Origin of the sequence: Buchnera aphidicola (Formosaphis micheliae) (assembly GCF_039403185.1) — a bacterium.
Classification (GTDB): domain Bacteria; phylum Pseudomonadota; class Gammaproteobacteria; order Enterobacterales; family Enterobacteriaceae; genus Buchnera_C; species Buchnera_C aphidicola_B.
Window position 1 is genome coordinate 284,724 of record NZ_CP135047.1, and the last position, 20,008, is coordinate 304,731.

The following is a 20,008-nucleotide window of genomic DNA, read 5'->3' on the forward strand; positions in this document are numbered from 1 at the left end:
TTAAACCTTTATTATTATTAATATAATTTATATTTTTTAAAAAAATTAAGAATTATTTTGATGGTTTATTTTTTCCAAAAAATTTAATATCCATGTTATTCTAGAATTACAATTTATAATTTTATGTTTCAATTTTAATTGATTTACTGTATTAAATTTCCATTCTATTAATTCTTTTTTTAAAATTACTAATAAATATTCAATGTTAATAGAATTAATTTGACAAAAATCAATAATACTATTTAATTTATTAGATTTTATATAATTAATTCCTATTTTTTTAGATAAAATACGTATTTTAGAAACAGTAATCAAATTATGTATTTCTTGGGGTATAGATCCAAATTGATAAATTAACTCATATTTTAAATCAACTAATTCTTTTAAATCTTGAACACTAGAAATTTTTTTGTAATAATCAAGTCTAATATTCATACTATTAATATATGACTCAGGAATTAACGCTGTAACAGATAATTCTATTTCTGGTTGATTATTCAGAATTTCTTCTAAAGATAGAATATTATTATTTTTTATGTTAATAACAGCTTGATTTAATAATTCTGTATATAAAGTAATGCCAATATTGTTTACATGGCCACTTTGCTCAATTCCTAAAATTTCACCTATACCTCTAATTTCAAGATCTTGCATAGATAAAGTTAGTCCAGATCCAAAATCTTTTAATGATATTATTGCTTCAAATCTTTTTTTTGCTTCTGGTGTTATTTTTTCGTAATTAGATACTAGAAGCCAAGCGTATGCTTGATGGTATGATCTACCTACTCTACCACGTAATTGATGCAATTGGGCTAAACCAAAACGATCTGCTTTTTCAACAATAATTGTATTAACATTAGGTATGTCAATTCCTGTTTCAATAATTGCTGTACAAACAAGAACGTTAATTTTATTTTGAGTAAAATTTAACATAACTTTTTTTAATTCATGTGTACTCATTTGACCATGTCCAATATCTATTTTTACTTCTGGTACTAATGTACATATTTTTTTTGCTGTATTTTTAATTTTTTTTACTTCATTACATAAGTAAAAAACTTGACCTCCTCTTAATATTTCTTTAATAATTACTCTTTTAATTAATGAGTCATTATATTCTCGAATAAAAGTTTTTACTGTTAATCTCTTTTCTGGTGGAGTAGAAATAATTGACATATCTCTAATACCACTCATACCCATATTTAATGTACGTGGAATTGGTGTGGCCGTTAGTGTTATAATATCTATATTTAAAAACATAGATTTAATATATTCTTTTTGTTGAACACCAAATCTATGCTCTTCATCAATAATCAATAAACCTAAATTATTCCATCTAATTTTTTTAAATAATAACAAATGAGTTCCAATTAATATATTTACTGTACTATCATGTACACTTTTAATACTAACAGATTGTTTTTTGTTACTACATAATCTAGATAAAATTTCAATTTTATAAGAAAAGTTAGAAAACCGTTTTTTAAAGCTATTATAATGTTGTTGAGCTAAAAGAGTTGTAGGTACTAATACAACGACTTGTTTATTGTTACTAACAGCTAAAAAAGCTGCTCTCATTGCTACTTCGGTTTTTCCAAATCCAACATCTCCACATATAATTCTATCCATAGGAACTGATTTTTTCATATCGCATAATACTGAATTAATTGCATTACTTTGGTCAGAAGTAATTTCAAAAGGACAGTCTTTACAAAATAAATTATATTTATTTTTATCTAAATGAAAAGCAAATCCTTTTTTTGCTATTCTGCTAGAATATGTATCTAATAACATAGTAGCTACATCATTTATTTTTTTAATAGCTTTTTTTTTGACTTTATTCCAGCTATCAGATCCTAACTTATTTAAAGATATATTTTTTTGTGAAAAATTTGTATAACGACTAATCAAATATAAATAAGTAACTGGTACATACAATTTTGCTTTATTGGCATATTCCAATATTAAATATTCATTTTTTACACCAGTAATTTCGATCACTTTTAATCCTTTATATCGACCAATTCCATGTGTAAAATGTACCACTATTTGATCTTTTTTAAGTTCAGATAGATTATTAAAATATGTGTTAAAATTATTTTTTTTAACTTCAAAAAAATTATTATTATAGTGTAACATTTTTATGTTGTTTTTTACATATTATAGTTATATAACATATTATATTGATATACATATAATTATACATAAATATTTTTTATCTATATTATTTTTTTTTATTTTTATATTAGATATATATTTAAATGTTTATTTTTATAATGGTAATATTAAACTTAATAATTTAAATATTTTTATAATTTTTGTAATATGATATAAAATATAATTATATTAATTATATTTTATTTTATTAGTTTTACTTGTGTATTTTTTATGTACTATGATATAATATTATAGGATATAGAAAAATATTTTTTATATTATTAACAATATTTATTTAAAGTAATAATTTTTAATAGATATTATACATTTCTTGACTTTGATAAAACAGTATTTTTCATAAAGTAAAAAAAAATTAATTTTTTTTGTTGCTTTATTTTAAGTAAATAACAGTGTATAAATATAAATATTTATACTATAGATATATAATTTATGTATTTTAGTAATTTTTACTGATAAAAATAACATAATACATATATTGTCTATATAAAATATAAAAAGTTATAAAAAATAAATCAAGTACTGAGCAATATATTAAAACATATGTTTAATAAAGTTATAATATTAAATTTATTTAAGTTTTTATAAAATATTCATATAGTTAAATGTTTTAAAAAACAAGAATAATTAAATTAGATATAATACATAAATATACTTAATATATAATAATAGATATCATCACGAACATTGTATAACAATTAACTTCAATTGTTGAAATAATATTGTTTATATAAAATTTAAAATATTGGCAAAAAAAATGACTATTAGAGTAGGAATAAATGGGTTTGGTCGTATAGGCCGTATGGTATTTAGAATGGCTCAATCACGTTCTGATATAGACATTGTTGCAATCAACGATTTAATTGATACTAAATATATTGCTTATTTATTGAAATATGATTCAACGCATGGAAAATTTAATCAAAATATTTCGATCAATAATAATACATTGATTGTAAATAAAAAAAATATATATATTTCATCTGAAAAAGATCCAAAAAAAATAATGTGGAAAGAATTAAATATAGATGTTGTAATTGAATCTACTGGAATTTTTTTAACTACAGAAAGTGCTTATGCGCATATTATTGCTGGTGCAAAAAAAGTAGTAATTACTGGTCCATCAAAAGATAATACGCCTATGTTTGTTAATGGTGCTAATTTTCATACTTATTCTGGGCAAAAAATTGTATCTAATGCCTCTTGTACAACTAATTGTTTAGCCCCTTTAGTAAAACTAATAAACGATGAGTTTACTATTATTGAAGCATTAATGACTACAGTACATGCAACTACTGCAACTCAGAAAACAGTAGATGGAGTATCTCATAAAGATTGGAGAGGAGGTAGAGGAGCATTACAAAATATCATTCCTTCTTCTACAGGAGCAGCATTAGCTGTCAGTAAAGTATTACCTGAATTAAATGGTAAAATAACTGGTATGGCATTTAGAATTCCAACTCCTAATGTGTCAGTTGTAGATCTTACATTTAAACAAAAAAAATCAGCTGAATATACTGATATTTGTGAAATTATTAAGTATGCATCAAAAAATCATATGAAAAATATTGTAGGTTATACAGAAGATGCTGTAGTATCTACAGATTTTAATGGTACTACTTTAACATCCATATTTGATGCACAAGCAGGTCTATCTCTAAATAGAACGTTCTTTAAAATAATTGCTTGGTATGATAATGAATCTGGTTATTCTAGTAAAGTTTTAGATTTAACATCTCTAATTGCTTCCTAAAATAATAATTTTATATACTGTTAAACATTAAAAAAAATAAAATTTTATTTTATTTTTTTTAATGCTGAAATGAAAACAAAATATTTTAATAAATATTATTTTTAAAAAATATATTACTTTATGAAATATTGTTTGACATAAATAACTCATTTTTTATTTGATTTACCCATATTTTTGTTCTTTTTTCACTTTTTTCAGGTTGTCTATCTTCATCTATAACTAAACCATAAAAAAATTCACTATTTTTTACTGCCTTAGATGATTCAAATGTATACCCTTTAATAGGCCATTGCCCAATAATTTTTGCTCCTTTAGATTTAACTATATTATAAATAATTCCAATTGCATCACAAAAATATTCCGTATAATCACTTTGATCTCCACATCCAAATAAAGCAATAATTTTATTGTTAAAATCTATTGTTTTAAATATCGGTAAAAAATTATCCCAATCACACTGTAATTCACCATAATACCATGTTGGAATACCTAATATTAATACATCACACACTTCTAAATCTTTTTTTGTAACATATTCAATGTCATATAATTTGCATAAATTAATTCCAATGAATTTGTGAATTAATTTTGCAATTTTTTCTGTATTTCCAGTATCGCTTCCAAAAAAAATACCAATTTTTTTCATTTATTCTCCTTTCAAAGTAATGTATTATATATTTATATAATATAATCAAATAATATTTTTTATGAAAATAACAGATAAAAAATTTTCAATGTGATGTATCATAAAATATTTTTTTATTATAAGAAAATATATTTATTTATAATAATTAAATTAAATATATATTATTAGTATATTTTATATAATAAAACTATAACGTATTTTAAATAATAGATATTAAACGTAATTTTTTTAAATATGTTAGTTTATTATAATAATATATAGATAAATTAATTAAAATGTTAAAATAGATATGAATAATTCAATTATCTCCATTTTTATTACATATACAAATATAAAATACAATTTATATTTTATTGGCAAAATATATGAAAATACATCTTATGTGGTTTCGTAATGATTTACGTATACATGATAATACCGCATTACATTTTTGTTGTAAAGATCCATTAATCAAAGTACTATCAATTTTTATTTCTACTCCTTCTCAATGGCAAAAACATGACATGTCATTTAAAAAATCAGAATATATTTATAAAAATTTATTAGAATTAAAAAAAAATATGCTTTCATTAGGTATTCCTCTTGATATACATGAATCAATGAATTTTGCAACATCTATTCAATTTATAATACAATTTTGTAAAAAAAATAAAATAACTGATATGTTTTATAATTATGAATATGAAATTAATGAAAAAAAAAGAGATGTATCTATAACTCAATTACTAAATAAAGAAAATATTTTGATACATAGATTTCATGATAGTGTTATATTACCTCCAGATAAAATCTGTACTAAAAATGGAAAAATATATCAATGTTTTTATTTTTTTAAAAAAAATATAATTAATCAATTAAAAGAAACTTCTCTTAAATGTTGGCCTAAACCTAATATAAGAAATAGTATAAAATATACTAAAAAAAAAATACCATTTACTTATAAACGTGAAAAAATTCAAACTAAAATATATCCTATTGGAGAAGAACAGGCTTTAAATCAATTAATTTTTTTTATTGAAAAAAACATAGAAAATTATGAATTAACTTATAATATTCCTTATCTCAATACTACCAGTTTATTATCTGTCTGTTTATCTATCGGAGTTTTATCACCTCGACAATGTTTGTATTTTCTATTTAAAAAAACAATGTTTACATCAAAAAAAAAATATCAATGTAGATGGTTTAATGAATTATTATGGCGTGAGTTTTATAAATATTTATTAATTAATAATCCTCAATTAAGTAAATATGAATCTTTATTAAATTTTGAAAAAAAAATAAAATGGAATAGTAATGAAAATCATTTGTTAGCTTGGAAAAATGGAAAAACTGGTTATCCAATAATTGATGCTGGAATGAGACAATTAAAAGAATACGGTTGGATTCATAATAGAATACGAATGATTTGTGCTTGTTTTTTAGTAAAAAATCTTTTAATAGATTGGAGGATTGGAGAAAAATATTTTATATCAAAATTAATTGATGGAGATTTAGCTATAAATAATGGTAATTGGCAATGGATCGCTTCTGTAGGAATTAATAGCATGCCATATTTTCAAATATTTAATCCAATTAATCAAATTAAAAAATTTGATAGTCAAGGATTATATATAAAAAAATATTTACCTGAATTACGTAAAGTACCACCATCTGATATTTCTATACCTTATAATTGGTCTTATAAAACAGGAAAAAAAATTAATTATCCTATTCCAATAATTGATTATAACGTAACAAAAAAAAAATTCTTGTTTACTATTCTTTCAGCAAAACGTAGTTTTTAAAAAGTGATAATTTAATGAATAATTTTGATTTAGAAAACATTATTAATATAAAATTAAATAGTCATCAATTTGATGATTTTTCGCCAAATGGATTACAAATAGAAGGTGCTAAAAATATAAAAAAAATTGTTTCTGGCGTAAGTATATGTCAAGAATTACTTAACAAAGCTATCGAATTAAAAGCTTCAGCAATTATTGTACATCATGGGTGTTTTTGGAATAAAACAAAACAGGTTATTACAGGAATACAAAAAAAAAGATTAAAAACTCTTATGTTACATAATATTAATTTATACAGTTGGCATTTACCTTTAGATGCACATCCTGAAATTGGTAACAATGCACAAATAGCAAAAAAGTTAAATATTACTATTCAAGGACATTTGTTACCTTATGTACCATGGGGTACATTAAAAAATAATTTATCTGGAAAAGAATTATCAGATGAAATAATAAAACATTACAATCGAGTTCCTTTTCATGAACGCTCTGAGAAAAACTGTAATATTTCTAAATTAGCTTGGTGCAGTGGAAAAGGACAAGGTTTTATGAAAGATATTAATTTATCAAAATTAGATGCTTTTTTGACTGGAGAAATATCAGAAGAAACAATTTACATGGCTAGAGAAAATAATTTACATTTTTATGCAATAGGGCATTATGCTAGCGAAAGAGATGGAATAATAGCATTAGGCGACTGGTTAACTAAAAAATATAATTTAAATATAACGTTTGTTGATATTAATAATCCTATTTAATCATAATAAAAATTTTAAGTTATGCTTATTTTTAAATAAATAATGTATAATTATAGTTAATTATATAAATAATATACATGTAGCTATATTATTAAAAACATAATAATATCATAAATAAACTTAAATAATATAATGTAATTAACTGTAATCAATATTTATTAACATAAAAAATCATTTAATTTCTTCATATTTATACATTACATTATAAATATAAATTATAATTTAATTAATCATAATATCATTTGTATAAATATTATCATACAAAAAATTAAGAGAGTGACATGAATTATAAAAATATATTAATTCCTTTAATTAATGTTTCATGTTTATCAAAAGATAATGAAAATTATATAGAACATATATATAATTTATTTTTATCTAATCCTAACTCCGTTGATATATTATGGAAAAATTTTTTTTTAGATATTTGTAATAAAAAAAAAAAAATGATTATGTATATTACTCCAGTAATAATTCTTATGACACAAAATATATTACTGATAATAATGAAAAAGTAAATCAAACATATCATACTCAAGAAAAACTATCAAAATTAATTAATTTTTTTCGTAAATATGGACATATATTTGCTAAATTAGATCCATTAAATGTTAATATAAACGAAAAAATTACTAATTTTAATAAAAATTTTAATTATTCTAATAATATAATATCAAGTAATGAAGATATTTCTACTGTATTAAAAATGTGTAATAATTCCAAATCTATAAAAAATATACGGAACAAATTTCAAAACATATATTGTAATTATATTGGATTTGAATATATGCATATTACAAATAGTAAAGAAAAAAAATGGTTACAAAATTATATAGAATGTTCAATTTATAAAGAACATTTCAATACAGAAAATAAAATGCATATATTAAATTTATTAACATATGCAGAAGAATTAGAAAAATTTATATCCAATAAATTTCCAGGTACTAAACGATTTTCTTTAGAAGGTGCTGAAACTCTAATTCCTATGTTACATGAAGCAATGTACTATGCAGGGAATCTAAATGTTTCTAAAATAATATGTTCAATGGCTCATCGTGGTAGATTAAACGTATTAGTTAATATATTTGGGAAAAAAGAACGATATTTATTTAAAGAATTTTCTAATCTATATTATGATAAAAACAAAAGCGGAGATGTTAAATATCATTTAGGTTATCAAAATACAATAAATGTTAATAATAATATAATTGATATTATATTAAAATGTAACCCTTCTCATTTAGAAATCATAAATTCAGTAGTTATTGGTTCTGCACGCGCCCATATAGATCTTATGGAGATAAAAAATTCCAATAAAATATTACCAATTATTATTCATGGAGACGCCGCTATTACGGGACAAGGTATAGTTCAAGAGACATTAAATATGTCACAAGTTCAGGGTTATGAAGTAGGTGGTACTATACATATAGTCATTAATAATCAAATTGGTTTTACCACTTCTCAAAAAAAATATTTACAATCAAGTCGTTATTGTACTGATATAGCTAAAATGATTGATTCTCCTATATTTCATGTAAATGCTGACTATCCAGAATGTGCTATACTAATAATAAAAATGGCTTTAAATTTTCGTTTTTTATTTAAAAAAGATGTATTTATAGATTTTGTTTGTTACAGAAGACATGGCCATAATGAAGTTGATGATCCTTCAGTTACACAACCTATTCTTTATCAAAAAATTAAAAAACATACTCCTGTTCCAAAAGTTTATAATGACTATTTGGTCATGAACAAAATAGTTATGCCAGACTACATAGAAAAAATAAAAAGTAGAAATAAAAATAAATTAGAAAAGGAATATGAATATTCCACAAAAACAAAAATGTATTATGATAATACAAACGAAATTTATAATAATATTACTTGTACTCAACAACTAATTGATTTTAAAAAAATTAAAAAAATTGCTAGTGAAATTAATACAATTCCACATGAAATTAATGTACATCCTTTAGTAAAAAAAATTTATGATAATAGATACAATATGGCTCTTAATAAAATTCCATGGGATTGGGGAGCTGCAGAAAATTTAGCATATGCTACTTTAGTTAGTCAAGGTATTTCATGCCGTCTTTCTGGAGAAGATATTAGTCGTGGTACATTTTTTCATCGTCATGCAATAATTCACGATCAAAAAAATGGGTCTATATATATACCTATACAACATATCCAAAATAAAAAAGGAAAATTTTATATTTGGGATTCTGTACTATCAGAAGAATCAGTCTTAGCTTTTGAATATGGTTATTCAACCACTAATAATTCCATGTTAACAGTATGGGAAGCTCAATTTGGTGATTTTTCGAATGTAGCTCAGGTCGTCATAGATCAATTTATAAGTTCAGGTGAACAAAAATGGGGTTATAAATGTGGGTTAGTAATGTTATTACCACATGGATATGAAGGTCAAGGTCCTGAACATTCTTCAGCTCGATTAGAACGTTATCTACAATTGTCCGCAGAAAACAATATACAAATATGTATACCTACTACAGCAGCACAAATATATCACCTATTACGTAGACAAGCATTTCAAATTAATAAAACACCATTAATTATTATGTCTCCAAAATCAAATTTACGAAACCCTTTAACTTTTTCTAGTTTCGAAAATATTATAAATGGAAAATTTACAGAAATTATAGATGAAATAGATGACATAGAGATGTCAGAATTAAAGCGTATTATATTTTGTTCAGGAAAAATATATTACGATTTATTAGAGAAACGTCGAGAAATTAAAAAAAAATATGTTGTAATTTTACGTCTTGAACAATTGTATCCATTTCCTAAATCATTAATATTACAAATATTAAAAAAATATTCTCATATATCTGATTTTATATGGTGTCAAGAAGAACCAATTAATCAAGGAGCATGGAATTATGTTCAACATTACTTTCGTAATATATTAGCTATAAATTCATCTTTAAAATATATCGGAAGAAAAGCGTCTGCTTCACCAGCTGTAGGAAATTTACACTCTCATAAAAAACAGCAACAAAAAATAATAAATGATGCGTTAAATATATATTCATAAAAAGGATAAAAAAATGAACAGTGTAAATATTCTAACTCCAAATTTACCAGAATCTGTCAAGACAGCAACAATTATTGTATGGCACAAAAAAATAGGTGATTTTATTAAAAAAGATGAAATTTTAGTAGAAATAGAAACTGATAAAATTATACTTGAAGTACCTGCTATATCTGATGGTATATTATATTCAATATTAGAAAAAACGGGAAATATAGTAAATTCTCAACAAATTTTAGGAACTATGACTACTGTTGCAAATAATACTCACAACAATCCTGAAAAAAAATCAGAAAAAATTATTAATGATATTAGTCAAAATATGTTACAAAGAAATGTAAACAATAATTTTAGCCCAACAGTCAGACGTTTATTATCATCCAACAATATGAAAACAGATAATATTCAAGGTACTGGTATAAATCATAGAATTACTAAACAAGATATTGAAAAAACTCTTGATCAAACAAATAATACTCATGAAAAAAATATAAATAATCAGCAACAAACAAAACATTTGCTACAAAGAAATAAAACTAGAATTAAAATGACACATATAAGAAAATGCATAGCTGATAGATTAGTACATGTAAAACGTAATACAGCTATGTTAACTACTTTTAATGAAGTTAATATGCAACAAATTGTAAAATTAAGAAAAAAATATGGACAATCTTTTCAAGAAAGACATAGTATTAAACTTGGATTAATGTCTTTTTATGTAAAAGCTGTTGTGGAAGGATTAAAACGTATTCCAGAAATTAATACTTCAGTTGATAATGAAGATATTATATATTATAACTATTTTGACATTAACGTTGCTATTTCTACTCCTAAAGGTTTAGTAACACCAGTTATAAGAAATGCTAATTTAATGAGTATGGCTGATATTGAAAAAAAAATTAAAAAATTTGCTACAAAAGCAAAATTATCTCAATTAAGTATATCAGATTTAATTGGAGGAAACTTTACTATTACGAATGGAGGTGTATTCGGTTCATTATTATCAACCCCTATTATTAATCCACCTCAAACAGCAATATTAGGTATACATAATATTCATGATCGACCTATTGCTATAAATAATGAAGTATGTATACGTCCTATGATGTATATTGCTTTATCTTATGACCACCGTATTATAGATGGAAAAGAAGCTATTAGTTTTTTATTGGTTGTTAAAAACATATTAGAAGATTTTAATCGTATCATATTGGACATATAATTGATTATATTTATACAAATAATAAATATTACATATTATGGTGCTATGTTAAATCTTAGCACCACCTGTTATAAAACATTATACTCATATTCTTAATGACTACTAATAACTCTTGTCTATTATTAAAATAGAATTATATATTATATAATTATTTTTTGCTAATATATTAAATAAAACTTATATATAATAAAAAATATAACTTTTTTGTTTAAAGTTAATTTTATAACTTTAATAACTTTAATAAACAAAAAAAATTGTCTTTAATAATTATTTATTTCATAATATTTTTATGTTTATAGTTTATTAAATTCAACATGAATGATTTTAACTTAAATAGAAAAATGTAATTAATTAAATATTTTATATACTTTTAAAATAATATTATTTAAATAAAATTTTATAAATAAGGTTATCTAAAATAATTAATTGTTATATTTTCAATAATGATTTTTAATTTGATATTTAATATTATTATTAAAACATTATATAAATTATATATTACATTATGTTGATCATAAAAATAGTTAATATTAATCGAATTATCTTAGATTATTATTTTATAATGTAACAAATTTATTTTATATATATATAAACACATAATAAGTGTATTATATAAATAATTACAAACTGTATGTATTTTTTATAAATTTAAAATTATTACATATATTAATATATATACATATTCAAGAACTATTTTCACTATTTATCTTACAAATAATAATAAATTAAACTAATAACATAATAAAAAATATATGGCATAATACTAATGAATCATAAATTAATTTTAATTAGACATGGTGAAAGTGAATGGAATCGATTAAATAAATTTACTGGTTGGACAGATATAGATTTATCAAAGAATGGAAAAAAAGAAGCTATAGATGCTGCAAAACTTCTGTTATTAAATAAAATTACAGTTGATTTAGCATATACATCAATGCTTAAAAGATCAATTCACACATTATGGTATATTTTAAAATATTTAGATCGTTCTTGGATTCCTGTAAAAAAATCTTGGAATTTAAATGAAAGACACTATGGTGCTTTACAAGGATTAAACAAATTAGATACAATAAAAGAATATGGAGCAGAACAAGTACAAAAATGGAGAAGAAGTTTTGATGAAACTCCACCTAAACTCACTCCCTCTGATATACGTTGTCCAGGAAATGATATACGTTATAGTAATGTAGAAATAGATAAATTACCAATGTCTGAAAGTTTGGAGTCAACGATTAATAGAGTAGTCGATTATTGGAAAATAGATATTTTACCTAATTTTAAAAAAAATAAAAAAATTATTATTGTTGCCCATGGAAATTCATTACGTGCTTTAATAAAATATTTAAATAAAATTAATAACAACGATATAGTAAAATTAGATATACCTACAGGAACACCAATAATATATGAATTTAACAAAAAATTTGTTCCAATTAAATATTTTTATTTAAAAGATATTTAACTGAAAAAATATAAATTTTTTTAATAAATAAAAAATGGAAGTAACATGATAAAAAAAATAGGAGTACTAACTAGCGGGGGGGATGCTCCTGGTATGAACGCAGCTATTAGAAGTATTGTTAAAATGGGTTTAAAAAAAGAACTAAAAATATTTGGTATATTTAATGGATTTTTAGGTTTATATGAAAATCGCATTCATGAATTAAATCAATATAGTGTATCAAATATTATTAATAAAGGAGGAACATTTTTAGGATCAGCTAGGTTTCCTAAATTCAAAAATAAAAAAATTAGAAAAATAGCTGTTAATAATTTAACAAAACAAGGGATTGATAGTTTAATAGTGATTGGTGGTGATGGTTCATACATTGGAGCAAAATTACTAACAGAAATGGGATTACCATGTATTAGTTTACCAGGTACTATTGATAACGATGTTGTAGGCACAGATTATACAATAGGATATTTCACAGCATTACAAACTATTGTAGACGCAATTGATAGATTACGTGATACATCTTTATCACATCAACGTATTTCTATTATAGAAGTTATGGGTAGATATTGTGGAGATTTAACATTATCTTCTGCTATTGCTGGAGGATGTGACGTTATTATACTACCAGAAGTTACATATAATAAAAAAGAGTTGTTATATACCATTAAAAATAATATAAAATTAGGGAAAAAACATGCAATAATAATTATAACAGAACATATTTGTGATGTAAAAGAACTAGCAAAATATATCGAACATGGAACAAAAAAAGAAACAAGAGCGACTATTTTGGGTCACATACAAAGAGGAGGATCACCTGTAGCTTATGATAGAATATTAGCATCTAGAATGGGGGCATATTCAATAGAATTATTGTTACAAGGATGTCAAGGTCGCTGTATAGGTTTAAAAAATGAAAATTTGGTACATAATGATATTCATTATGCACTAAAAAATATGAAACGTTCTTTTAAACAAGATTGGTTCAATGTTGCTAATAATCTTGCTTAATAAATTATATTTCTCTTAAAAACTTTATATTTATTAAAATAAAAAAAATTAAAAAATATTTCTTGAAAAAATAAAGATAATATTTTTAATAATTTTTAATTATATTAATAATTTTAGAAAAACGTTTATAATCTAAGGAAGCTCCTCCTATTAAAACTCCATCTACATCAGGTTGTGATATCAATGAATATATATTATTTTCATCAACGGATCCTCCATACTGTACAAACGTATTTTTCCAGTTAATATTATTATGCTGATTAATATAATTTTTTATAAAATTATGGACTGTTTGAATATAGTTAAGAGAAGCAACCTGACCGGTACCAATAGACCAAATTGGTTCATACGCAATAATAGAATTTTCAAATGCCTGAGATCCTAATAAATTTAAAATATCATTTAATTGTTTTTGACACACTAACTGCGTTTGTCCTAATTTTTTTTCTTTTTCGTTTTCACCAATACATAATATAGGAATTAAATTAGCATCTTTAACTAATTTAAATTTTTTAGCAATTATATTATTATTTTCTTTATGATACATACGACGTTCTGAATGTCCTATTATAACATAACGTACTCCAATATCTTGCAACATGTTAACAGAAATTTCTCCTGTAAAGGAACCATACAAATTAACATCCACATTTTGAGCGCACATAAAAATATTTTTTTGATTAATAATAGAATTAGCTAAATGTATATACATAATTGGAAATGCCATTACTACTAACGTATTTAATTCTTCTTCTTTATTAAAATAAAATTGATTTAATAATGTTAAAAACTTAATAATAGATTTTTTATTACCGTTTAATTTCCAATTAGCTATAATAATTTTTTTTCTCATAGTATAAATATTATCTCTTGATTATTATGATATAATCTGTAATATAAAACAACTAAGTTAATATCTATAATGAATAAAAGAAACTTAGTTGTTTAATATAAAAATAAATAATTCATTATTTATAACGTAATTTAAAATAATTATAAATTTATTCGATTACGTAATCTCTTTCCAGCTCTAAAAAAAGGTACATATTTTTCTTCTAACATTAATAGGTTACCTGTTTTAGGATTTCTTCCTGTTCTAGTAGATCTATAATTTATAAAAAAACAACCAAATCCTCTAATATCTACTTTTTTACCTTTTTTTAAAGAAAAAACTATATGTTCTAAAATTTCTTTTATAGCTGTTTTAATAATTTTTTTAGGAATATAATGAATAATTTTAGAAATTTTTTTTATTAATTCCGATGTAGTCATAAAACCTCTAGTAAATATTTTATTTAAAATAATAACAAACTAGAAGTTTAACAAATTATGGGTAATATATCTAAATAATTATTCTACATTTTGAGCTGCTTTAAATGCTTCAACCATAGTATTAGAAAACTGTTTATCTTCTGTTGTATTTACATCACTCAATATAGATTCTTTAACTTTAACTGGTTCATTAATTGATATTATTAAATATATAAGTCTATTTTTTCTATCAATATTAATAATTTTAGCTTCCACTAAATCTCCGATATTTAATTTTAACTCTTTTTTTACCCCATTATTAGTCATATATGTTATATCAGAATTTTTACAAAATCCTTCAATACCTTCTGACAATTTGATTTTTATACCATTAATATCATATTTTTTTATTATTCCTGTAACTAATGATCCTTTTTTATTTTTTGATATATAAATATTAAAAGGATCTTCTGATAATTGCTTAATACCCAGTGATATTCTTTCTCTATCTGCATCTACTTGTAATACTATAGCAGAAATGTCATCATTTTTCTTATATTTTTTGACTGCTTCTTCTCCTAATTTATCCCAAGAAATATCAGATAAATGTACTAATCCATCAATCCCTCCTGATAAACCAATAAAAATACCAAAATCTGTTATAGACTTAATTTTTCCTACTACTTTATGTCCTTTTTTATATTTTTCTGCAAATTCTTTCCAAGGATTAATTTTGCATTGTTTCAAACCTAATGACACTCTTCTACGATCTTCATCTATATCTAATATCATAACGTCAACTGTATCATTGACATTAACCACTTTAGATGGATGAATATTTTTATTAGTCCAATCCATTTCTGATACATGAACTAATCCTTCAACTCCTTCTTCAATTTCAACAAAACATCCATAATCTGTTAAATTTGTCACTCTTCCAGTAATTTTAATTTTCGTTGGGTATCTTTTAGAAATAGCAATCCATGGATCTTCTCCTAATTGTTTTAAACCCAAAGATACTCTAGTCCGTTCACGATCAAATTTTAAAATCTTTACATAAATTTCATCACCAATATTAACTATTTCGTTTGGATGCTTGACTCGTTTCCATGCCATATCTGTAATATGTAATAATCCATCAACACCCCCTAAATCTACAAAAGCACCATAATCAGTTAGATTCTTTATTATTCCTTTTACATTCATACCTTCTTGTAGTTTTTTTAATAAAATATCACGTTCAGCACTATTTTCTGATTCAATAACAGCTCTTCGAGAAACTACTACATTATTTCTTTTTTGATCTAATTTTATCACTTTAAACTCTAATACCTTACCTTCTAAATGCAAAGTTTCACGAATTGGTCTTATGTCTACTAATGAACCTGGAAGAAAAGCACGGATTTCATTTAATTCAACAGTGAAACCGCCTTTTACTTTTCCATTAATTACTCCTAGTACAGTAGTAGATTTTTCATGTGCTTTTTCTAGAAGAATCCATGCTTCGTGACGTTTTGCTTTGTCACGTGATAAAATCGTTTCACCAAAACCATCTTCTATTGCATCCAAAGCAACATCTACCATATCTCCTAAGTTTATTTCCAATTCTCCTTTAGAATTTTTAAATTGTTCTAAAGGAATTGCTGATTCAGATTTTAATCCAGCATCAACTAATATAAAATCCTTTTCTATTGCAATAACTTTTCCAGGTATAATAGAACCTGGTTTTGTTTTAATCTGTTTGAGAGATTCAGTAAATAATTCAATAAAAGATTCAGTCATGTCAATAATGTTACTTCTTTATCAACGCTAATTTAATATCCTAATAAATTAATGTTATTTAATATGTATTATGATTATCCTTTATCATAATATAATACTATAAAATAAAATATAATATTTTATTATTAAAAATAATTAAAATATTCAGTAATATATAATAATTTTATTACAGTATATATACTTACACATATAATTTGCTTTATAATATCCATTATTTCTGTCTAATTTCATATATGAAATTACATCAAAATTAGCATTAATAATTAGGTTATGCAACTGTAAAATATGTATTTTACTTTAGTTTTATATTTAACCATAAAAAATATTTTTTAGTTATATTTAATTATAAAAAAATAAAGATTAATAATTTTTTAAAATAAAAGTATAAGTAAAAATTAATTTATACGTTAAAAAAATAGAAAATAATTATTTATATAAATTTATATTTTTCATATAGAAATATATATTCCTACTGAATGAATGGTGTTATGTACTTATTTTCTATTGATGTTATGAATATATATAATTATAAATTAATTTATACTAATACTAGATAAAACAGAAAAATAATTTGGAAAAGTTTTGGAAGTACATCGAGGATCAATAATAGTAACTGAAGTTCCTGATAATGAAATTAAAGAAAAACACATTGCTATACGATGATCATTATAAGTTTCAATTACTGTATTATTAAATTTTTTTGGTGGACAAATCGATATAAAATCTTTTCCTTCATTTATGATTGCTCCTATTTTTCTTAATTCCGTACTCATAGCAGACAATCGATCACTTTCTTTTACTCTCCAATTATATATATTGCGGATAGTAGTAACTCCTGAAGAAAATAACGCAAGTATAGCTATAGTCATTGCTGAGTCTGGAATATCATTCATATCTAAATCAACTGATTTTAAAACATTTCTAGTACAAGAAATAAAGTTATTACCCCAAGTAATTATAGCACCCATTTTTTCTAAAATATTTGCAAAATAAATATCTCCTTGTATACTTTGTGAATTTAAACCAGTAACACAAACTGTACCTCCCTTTATAGCAGCAGCAGCTAAAAAATATGATGCTGAAGAAGCATCTCCTTCTATAAAATAATTTCCAGGAGATTTATATTCTTGCTTACCGGAAATATAAAAAATTCGATAAGAGTCATGAGTAATATTTACTCCAAATAATTTTATTAATTTTAATGTAAGATTAACGTAAGGTTGAGATACTAGTTTACCATCAATCATGATTTCTGTGTTTAATGGAGCAAGAGGCGCTGACATTAATAATGCACTTAAAAACTGACTGGAAATATTTCCTTTTATTGTTAATTTGCCACCTAAAAAACCACCCTTTATTTTAATAGGAAGATAAAATTTTTTTTCACAATATATAATTTTAGCACTACCTTGTCTTAGTGTATCTATTAAATCATGAATAGGACGTTCTTTCATTCTTTTGTCACCAGTCAGTAATATATTATTATTATTCCCTAAAGATAACATAGCTACTAAAGGTCTTAAAGCAGTACCAGCATTTCCTAAAAACAAAGAAATGTTTTTATGTTTCATATTCAAAAATTGATTGTTACCGTATATTTTACAAGTTGTATTATTGTCAGATAAAACATATTTTATACCAATAGCTTTTAATGCATATAACATATATTGAACATCATCACTATCTAATAAATTAGTTACATAAGTTATTCCACACGATACGGCAGATAATAATAATACTCTGTTAGAAATACTTTTTGAACCAGGTAACTGTACATTCCCATTAATGTAATGAATAGGATTTAATGTTAGAACATTTTTCATCTATAAAAAATTCCTCTTTTAAAAAATTCTTATGCACTTATAGAAAAGTTATCATCAATTTAATATTAACCATATTTATTTTCAAAATAGACCATAAATTCTATCAACTTTTTAACTCCTTTAATTGACATAGCATTATAAATTGAAGCCCTAAAACCACCTACAATACGATGACCTTTTAATGCATATAAACCATTTTCTAACGATTCTTCTAAAAATATTTTATTTAATTTATAATTCGATAATTTAAACGTAACATTCATATATGATCTGTTGTTTTTATCGATATTGTTTATATATAAATTACTTTTATCTATTGTATTATATAATAAATTTGCTTTAACTGTATTAATATTTTGAATATTCTTAACTCCTCCTTTATTTTTTAACCATTTAAAAACTAATCCTGAGACATACCAAGAAAATGTACTTGGAGTATTAAAAAGAGAGGAATGCTTAGCTATTTTTTTATAGTCTAATATGGAAGGAATAACAATATTTTTTGTATGTAATAAATCATTTCTAATAATAATTAAAGTAATACCAGAAACACCAATATTTTTTTGAGCACTAGCATAAATTATTCCATATTTTTTTATATTAATTACACGTGATAAAATAGTAGAAGAAAAATCACCTACTATTAATTTATCGTTAAAAAATGGTTCTTCGTTAATAGCTATGCCTTCTATTGTTTCATTAGGACAATAATGAATGTACGAAGATTTAGTGCTAATTTTCCAATCGTGCATAGGTAAAATATAAACATTGTTATTAACTATCTTTTGCACTTTTATTAAATTAGGACTGCAATATTTTTTTGCTTCTACAAAAGCTGCATGCGACCAATAACCATTATCAATATAATCAGGATTACTATTTGTATTTAATAAATTCATAGGAACAGCAGAAAATTGTCCTCTTGCACCGCCATGACAAAATAATACTTTATAATTTTCTGGTATATTTAGTAACTCTCGTAAATCCATTTCAATATCATAAATATGTTCCATAAATTGTTCGCTTCTATGACTAATTTCTAGAATTGATATTCCTAATTTTTTCCAATTATTAAACTCTTCTTTAACACGTTTCATTACTGAAACAGGTAACATGGCTGGACCAGCGCTAAAGTTATAGATTATTTTCATTAATTTTTCTTTATTATATATATGATTTTCTATGACAAATCATCCATTATTAAGGTTATGTTGTATTATTTATCAGTATTACAGATTATTTTAAATAATAAGGAAGTAGTATTTATCAAA

13 protein-coding genes and 1 pseudogene are annotated in these 20,008 nt (G+C 23.1%); 7 read left to right on the forward strand and 7 right to left on the reverse strand.

Annotated features, from left to right (window positions below):
* Window positions 1-45: 45 nt before the first annotated feature.
* On the reverse strand, window positions 46-2,139 hold the full coding sequence (gene mfd / locus RJX12_RS01180; protein ID WP_343191949.1) for a transcription-repair coupling factor: 2,094 nt from the start codon (window positions 2,137-2,139) through the stop codon (window positions 46-48).
* Window positions 2,140-2,932: 793 nt separating this feature from the next.
* Here mfd and gap point away from each other — a divergent pair.
* Entirely contained in the window at window positions 2,933-3,928 is a 996-nt protein-coding gene (gap, locus tag RJX12_RS01185) for a type I glyceraldehyde-3-phosphate dehydrogenase (RefSeq protein WP_343191950.1), read from the forward strand.
* Window positions 3,929-4,046: 118 nt separating this feature from the next.
* Here gap and fldA read toward each other — a convergent pair whose 3' ends face one another.
* Window positions 4,047-4,574, reverse strand: a complete 528-nt coding sequence (fldA, locus tag RJX12_RS01190; protein ID WP_343191951.1) for a flavodoxin FldA — start codon at window positions 4,572-4,574, stop codon at window positions 4,047-4,049.
* A gap of 365 nt (window positions 4,575-4,939) precedes the next feature.
* Here fldA and phrB point away from each other — a divergent pair, with 365 nt between their 5' ends.
* From phrB to pfkA, 6 genes and pseudogenes are all read left to right on the forward strand, one after another.
* The gene (phrB, locus tag RJX12_RS01195) at window positions 4,940-6,361 is read left to right on the forward strand and encodes a deoxyribodipyrimidine photo-lyase (RefSeq protein WP_343191953.1); all 1,422 of its coding nucleotides are present in this window, start codon (window positions 4,940-4,942) and stop codon (window positions 6,359-6,361) included.
* Between the two features lie 14 nt (window positions 6,362-6,375).
* On the forward strand, window positions 6,376-7,119 hold the full coding sequence (locus RJX12_RS01200) for a Nif3-like dinuclear metal center hexameric protein (RefSeq protein ID WP_343191954.1): 744 nt from the start codon (window positions 6,376-6,378) through the stop codon (window positions 7,117-7,119).
* A 281-nt stretch (window positions 7,120-7,400) separates the two neighbouring features.
* Window positions 7,401-10,186, forward strand: a pseudogene (locus RJX12_RS01205) (2-oxoglutarate dehydrogenase E1 component).
* Between the two features lie 13 nt (window positions 10,187-10,199).
* On the forward strand, window positions 10,200-11,408 hold the full coding sequence (gene sucB, locus RJX12_RS01210; RefSeq protein ID WP_343191955.1) for a dihydrolipoyllysine-residue succinyltransferase: 1,209 nt from the start codon (window positions 10,200-10,202) through the stop codon (window positions 11,406-11,408).
* Window positions 11,409-12,174: 766 nt separating this feature from the next.
* Window positions 12,175-12,873 carry a 2,3-diphosphoglycerate-dependent phosphoglycerate mutase gene (gpmA, locus tag RJX12_RS01215; protein WP_343191956.1) on the forward strand — a complete coding sequence of 233 codons (699 nt, stop codon included), beginning with the start codon at window positions 12,175-12,177 and terminating at the stop codon, window positions 12,871-12,873.
* A 45-nt stretch (window positions 12,874-12,918) separates the two neighbouring features.
* On the forward strand, window positions 12,919-13,881 hold the full coding sequence (gene pfkA, locus RJX12_RS01220; protein ID WP_343191957.1) for a 6-phosphofructokinase: 963 nt from the start codon (window positions 12,919-12,921) through the stop codon (window positions 13,879-13,881).
* An 85-nt stretch (window positions 13,882-13,966) separates the two neighbouring features.
* On the opposite strand, the gene tpiA is transcribed toward pfkA, so the two are convergent.
* The 5 genes from tpiA to serC form a co-directional block, all read right to left on the reverse strand.
* Window positions 13,967-14,734 (reverse strand): triose-phosphate isomerase, encoded by a 768-nt coding sequence (tpiA, locus tag RJX12_RS01225; RefSeq protein WP_343191958.1) that lies wholly within the window; start codon window positions 14,732-14,734, stop codon window positions 13,967-13,969.
* 140 nt (window positions 14,735-14,874) lie between these two features.
* Entirely contained in the window at window positions 14,875-15,171 is a 297-nt protein-coding gene (locus RJX12_RS01230; protein ID WP_343192387.1) for an HU family DNA-binding protein, read from the reverse strand.
* Between the two features lie 60 nt (window positions 15,172-15,231).
* Window positions 15,232-16,914 (reverse strand): 30S ribosomal protein S1, encoded by a 1,683-nt coding sequence (rpsA, locus tag RJX12_RS01235; protein WP_343191959.1) that lies wholly within the window; start codon window positions 16,912-16,914, stop codon window positions 15,232-15,234.
* Between the two features lie 533 nt (window positions 16,915-17,447).
* Window positions 17,448-18,737 carry a 3-phosphoshikimate 1-carboxyvinyltransferase gene (gene aroA / locus RJX12_RS01240; protein ID WP_343191960.1) on the reverse strand — a complete coding sequence of 430 codons (1,290 nt, stop codon included), beginning with the start codon at window positions 18,735-18,737 and terminating at the stop codon, window positions 17,448-17,450.
* A gap of 65 nt (window positions 18,738-18,802) precedes the next feature.
* Window positions 18,803-19,888, reverse strand: a complete 1,086-nt coding sequence (serC, locus tag RJX12_RS01245) for a 3-phosphoserine/phosphohydroxythreonine transaminase (protein WP_343191961.1) — start codon at window positions 19,886-19,888, stop codon at window positions 18,803-18,805.
* Window positions 19,889-20,008: the final 120 nt, after the last annotated feature.

Excerpts from the sequence above, each read along its gene's own strand:
- mfd (WP_343191949.1), bottom strand. The coding sequence starts at position 2,139 with ATGTTACACTATAATAATAATTTTTTTGAAGTTAAAAAAAATAATTTT.
- phrB (WP_343191953.1), top strand. The coding sequence starts at position 4,940 with ATGAAAATACATCTTATGTGGTTTCGTAATGATTTACGTATACATGAT.
- sucB (WP_343191955.1), top strand. The coding sequence starts at position 10,200 with ATGAACAGTGTAAATATTCTAACTCCAAATTTACCAGAATCTGTCAAG.
- tpiA (WP_343191958.1), bottom strand. The coding sequence starts at position 14,734 with ATGAGAAAAAAAATTATTATAGCTAATTGGAAATTAAACGGTAATAAA.
- gpmA (WP_343191956.1), top strand. The coding sequence starts at position 12,175 with ATGAATCATAAATTAATTTTAATTAGACATGGTGAAAGTGAATGGAAT.
- fldA (WP_343191951.1), bottom strand. The coding sequence starts at position 4,574 with ATGAAAAAAATTGGTATTTTTTTTGGAAGCGATACTGGAAATACAGAA.
- serC (WP_343191961.1), bottom strand. The coding sequence starts at position 19,888 with ATGAAAATAATCTATAACTTTAGCGCTGGTCCAGCCATGTTACCTGTT.
- RJX12_RS01200 (WP_343191954.1), top strand. The coding sequence starts at position 6,376 with ATGAATAATTTTGATTTAGAAAACATTATTAATATAAAATTAAATAGT.
- rpsA (WP_343191959.1), bottom strand. The coding sequence starts at position 16,914 with ATGACTGAATCTTTTATTGAATTATTTACTGAATCTCTCAAACAGATT.
- gap (WP_343191950.1), top strand. The coding sequence starts at position 2,933 with ATGACTATTAGAGTAGGAATAAATGGGTTTGGTCGTATAGGCCGTATG.
- pfkA (WP_343191957.1), top strand. The coding sequence starts at position 12,919 with ATGATAAAAAAAATAGGAGTACTAACTAGCGGGGGGGATGCTCCTGGT.
- aroA (WP_343191960.1), bottom strand. The coding sequence starts at position 18,737 with ATGAAAAATGTTCTAACATTAAATCCTATTCATTACATTAATGGGAAT.